This is a genomic window from uncultured Jatrophihabitans sp. (assembly GCF_964246335.1).
Lineage (GTDB): Bacteria > Actinomycetota > Actinomycetes > Mycobacteriales > Jatrophihabitantaceae > Jatrophihabitans.
Genome location: NZ_CAXTQF010000092.1, coordinates 1 through 3,451, shown reverse-complemented (window position 1 = coordinate 3,451; position 3,451 = coordinate 1). Strand labels below are relative to the sequence as shown.

The window sequence follows — 3,451 nt, the reverse complement described above, 5'->3', positions numbered from 1 at the left end:
CGGCCGCCCCCGCCGGCGATCCCCGCCCCACCCCCGCCGGCCGCCAGCGCGCCCGCCGGGCGCTGCTCTGGTTCAGTCGTACGGGTCACGCGCCGCTGTCGGCCGGGCCTTCCGGACCTGGCTCCGCGCCGCCGTCCGCGCCGCCGTCGCCCGTGCCGCTGTCGGCTCCGCCGTCCGCGCCGCCGTCACCGGCACCGCCGTCGGCCGGGCCCTCGGGGCCGGGTGCCGCCGCGCCGTCCGCGCCGCCGTCGCCGGTACCGTCGGCACCGCCGTCCGCGGGGCCTTCCGGGCCGGGTCCTGCTGCGCCGTCGGCTCCGCCGTCACCGCTGGTGATGTCGCTGTCGTCCACTGCGTCCTCCGATCTTCGCGCCCGGCGGCGCGGTCATCTGCGAAGTACCCGACAAAATGGGCCCCTAACCGCCGCGCTGGGCGAGATGCAGGGCGACGATGCCACCGGTCAGGTTGCGGTGCCGGACCGCACGCCACCCCGAGTCGGCGATCACCGCGGCCAGTTCGTGCTGTGCGGGCCACGCCCGGATCGACTCGGCGAGATAGACGTAGGCCTCCGGGTTGGACGAGACCCGCCGGGCGAGCGCCGGCAACGCCCGCATGAGGTAGTTCAGGTAGATCACCCGGAACGGGCGCCACGTCGGCCGGCTGAACTCGCACACGACGAGCCGGCCACCGGGCCGCACGACGCGGGCCATCTCGCGCAGGCCCGCGCCGACGTCGTTGACGTTGCGCAGGCCGAAGCTGATCACGACGGCGTCGAACGTCGCATCGCGGAACGGCAGATGCATCGCGTCGCCGGCGACGAACGGCACGGCACGGCGCCGTCGCGCACGTGCCCGGCCGGCCTGCAGCATGCCGAGCGAGAAGTCGCAGGCCACCGCACGCAGACCGCCGCGCGCGAGCTCCACCGTCGACACCCCGGTGCCGGCGGCGAGGTCGAGCACCCGCTGGCCGGGCCGCAGTTCGAGGCACTGGCGGGTGCGGCGCCGCCAGCGACGGTCCTGGGCGAAGGAGAGCACGGTGTTCGTCGCGTCGTAGCGACGCGCGACGCCGTCGAACATCCGTGCCACGTCGCGCGGCTGCTTGTCCAGGGCCGCGCGATTCACCGGGTCAGTCTTGCACCGAGGCCGGTCGGCGCTGCGCCTACCGCGCGTCGCGGTACGGGTTGGCCAGCCGGATCGTGCCGGCAAGCACGGCAGCGAGGCACAGCACGTAGACGGCGATGTGCCACGGCGAGGTCGGCAGGTGTTCACGTAGCAGCGCCGCGCCGAGCACGACGCCGGTGAGCGGGTCGGTGGCCAGGTTCGCGGGCAGGGTCGCGCCGAGCGCGCCGATCTGGAACGACAGCTGGGTCAGCACGATGCCGCCCACCCCGACCACCACGATGCCGACGAGGGGGACGAGGCCGCGGGGCGTGGTGAACAGCACCCCGAGACCGTCGGTGCGCGACACCCGCTCGGACGCTGCGTCGACGAGGACGGCGAGCGTGCCGAAGTACACCCCCGCGACCGCGCCGAACGTCACCGCGCGCACGATCCGGTTGCGGCCGGTCACGGCGAGGCACAAGAGGATTCCGGCGACGAACACGATCGCGACGGTCAACGCGAAGTAGCGCGCCTTGGGCACGTGCGTCATGCCGCCGTGCCCGACCAGGCCCATGAACACGCCCAGGCCGGCGAGCACGCCGGTGACGCCGAGCAGCTCGCCGAGGCCCGGCCGCGGGCCGCCGAGCAGGTAGCTGACGAGCAGAGCGACGGGGAGCATCAGCACGACCAAGGGCTGGACGATCACCACCGAACCTGCCGAGAGTGCGGCGATCTGCAGCAGGAACCCGACGAAGTCACCGCCGATGGCGAGCAGCCAGGCAGGGCTGCGCATCTGCCGCAGCAGGCCCGCGGCGCTCGGCTCGTCGTCGGCGTGCTCCTGCGCGGTGCGGTGCTGCACGACGATCGACATGCCGTACACGACCGCCGAGCCGACCCCGAGGGGGACGGCGGCGGCCAGCGACATTGGGGCAGGTTAGCGGTCGCTCTCGCGGCACCGGCCGCCGTTAGGCTGGTGCCCGGTCAACCCGCACCGACATTTCACCCCTTGCCGGAAGAAGCAGTCATCGCGTCGCTGAGCCGGTCGCTGACCGTTCCCGCGCCGCTCGATCGTGTCGCGGGATACCTCAGTGACCTGACGACGGCGCCGGAGTGGGATCCGCACACTGCGGCCTGCCGCCGCCTCGACACCGGGCCGATTCGCGTCGGCGCGCAGTACGAGCTCACCCGGACGTTCGGCGCCTACCGGGTGGCGATGACCGTCGAGGTGCGCGAAGTGACGGACTCGCTGATCACCTGGGAGGGCGGGAACGAGTTCGCGACCGGTCGCGAGACCTTCGCCTTCGCGGCCGCCGATGCGGGCACGACGGTGCTGCACACGGTGGACGTCCACCTGCGCGGCGTGGCCCGGTTCGGCACCCGGCTGGTGCCCGGCGTGATGCGCCGCATCGCCGACGACGGCACCCCGGTGCTGCGCGCGCGACTCCAGCGCCTGGCCGTGCCGTGACGCCGCCGTCGTCGTCGCCCTCGTCGCCGTCGCCCTCGCAGCTACGCGGTCGCTGGTCGGCGTTGCACCACGACATCGATCCGACGCGGGTGCCGCTGATGTCCGGCTGGCTGTCGCTGATGTGGTCCGGCGGCCGGGTGCTGGCCCGGCACGGCGTCGCGCCGACCGCGGTGACGGCGGCCGGTGTCACATCGGCGACGCTCGCGGTCGGCGTCGCCCGCTCCTCACCTGTGGCAGCGGGCGCGGCCGTGCTGCTCGCCGCGGTGTGCGACGGGCTGGACGGCGCGACCGCCGTCGTTGCCGACCGCGCCACCCGGAGCGGCGCGCTCGCGGACGCGGTGGCCGACCGGTACTGCGATGCCACGTTCGCCGCGGTCATGTGGCGGTGCGGCGTGCCGCCCCGGCTGGCGGCCGGCTGCGGCGCACTCGCCTGGGCGGTCGACGGGGTGCGCCGCGTACGCAGGATCCCGTGGCGCATCACGGTGGCCGAGCGGCCGACGTTCACGATCTGCGCGCTGCTCGCGTGCGCCGCCGATGCTGCGGCGCCGCTGCCCGTGCTGCCGTGCGCGCTCGTCTGGGCCGGCCTGTGCGGCATCGGCCTCGGCCAGCTCAGCCGCACCCCCACCCACTAACCGGTGATCAACAGAAATTGGTCGCCATAGGGCACATTTGCTCCTGTTGATCACCGAGGGTTTGGTGAGCGGCGGGTCCTCGTGCTGATCCCCCGTGATCAGTGATCAACAGCAGGAATTGGTCGCCCTGGGGCACATTTCCTCCTGTTGATCACCGAGGGTTTGGTGAGCGGCGGGTCGTCCTGCTGATCCCCCCGTGATCAGTGATCAACAGCAGGAATTGGTCGCCCTGGGGCACATTTTCTCCTGTTGATCAC

Annotated in this window: 5 protein-coding genes; 2 read left to right on the top strand and 3 right to left on the bottom strand. The window is 73.3% G+C overall.

What is annotated here, in order from left to right:
- Nucleotides 1–85: 85 nt before the first annotated feature.
- From ACFFCN_RS17540 to ACFFCN_RS17530, 3 genes are all read right to left on the bottom strand, one after another.
- Nucleotides 86–349, bottom strand: a complete 264-nt coding sequence (locus tag ACFFCN_RS17540) for a hypothetical protein (RefSeq protein ID WP_375493745.1) — start codon at nucleotides 347–349, stop codon at nucleotides 86–88.
- A 64-nt stretch (nucleotides 350–413) separates the two neighbouring features.
- Nucleotides 414–1,118, bottom strand: a complete 705-nt coding sequence (locus tag ACFFCN_RS17535; RefSeq protein ID WP_375493743.1) for a demethylmenaquinone methyltransferase — start codon at nucleotides 1,116–1,118, stop codon at nucleotides 414–416.
- Between the two features lie 37 nt (nucleotides 1,119–1,155).
- Nucleotides 1,156–2,022, bottom strand: coding sequence for a DMT family transporter (locus ACFFCN_RS17530; protein ID WP_375493742.1), 867 nt, complete (start codon nucleotides 2,020–2,022; stop codon nucleotides 1,156–1,158).
- 81 nt (nucleotides 2,023–2,103) lie between these two features.
- On the opposite strand from ACFFCN_RS17530, the gene ACFFCN_RS17525 reads away from it, so the two are divergent.
- Together ACFFCN_RS17525 and ACFFCN_RS17520 are read left to right on the top strand one after the other, a co-directional pair.
- Nucleotides 2,104–2,562, top strand: coding sequence for an SRPBCC family protein (locus ACFFCN_RS17525; protein ID WP_375493740.1), 459 nt, complete (start codon nucleotides 2,104–2,106; stop codon nucleotides 2,560–2,562).
- A gap of 98 nt (nucleotides 2,563–2,660) precedes the next feature.
- Nucleotides 2,661–3,194: a CDP-alcohol phosphatidyltransferase family protein gene (locus ACFFCN_RS17520; protein ID WP_375493738.1), complete on the top strand. Its 534-nt coding sequence runs from the start codon at nucleotides 2,661–2,663 to the stop codon at nucleotides 3,192–3,194.
- Nucleotides 3,195–3,451: the final 257 nt, after the last annotated feature.

Bases quoted from the DNA above. Each gene is read 5' to 3' on its own strand.
- ACFFCN_RS17530 (WP_375493742.1), bottom strand. From the start codon at position 2,022: ATGTCGCTGGCCGCCGCCGTCCCCCTCGGGGTCGGCTCGGCGGTCGTG.
- ACFFCN_RS17520 (WP_375493738.1), top strand. From the start codon at position 2,661: ATGTCCGGCTGGCTGTCGCTGATGTGGTCCGGCGGCCGGGTGCTGGCC.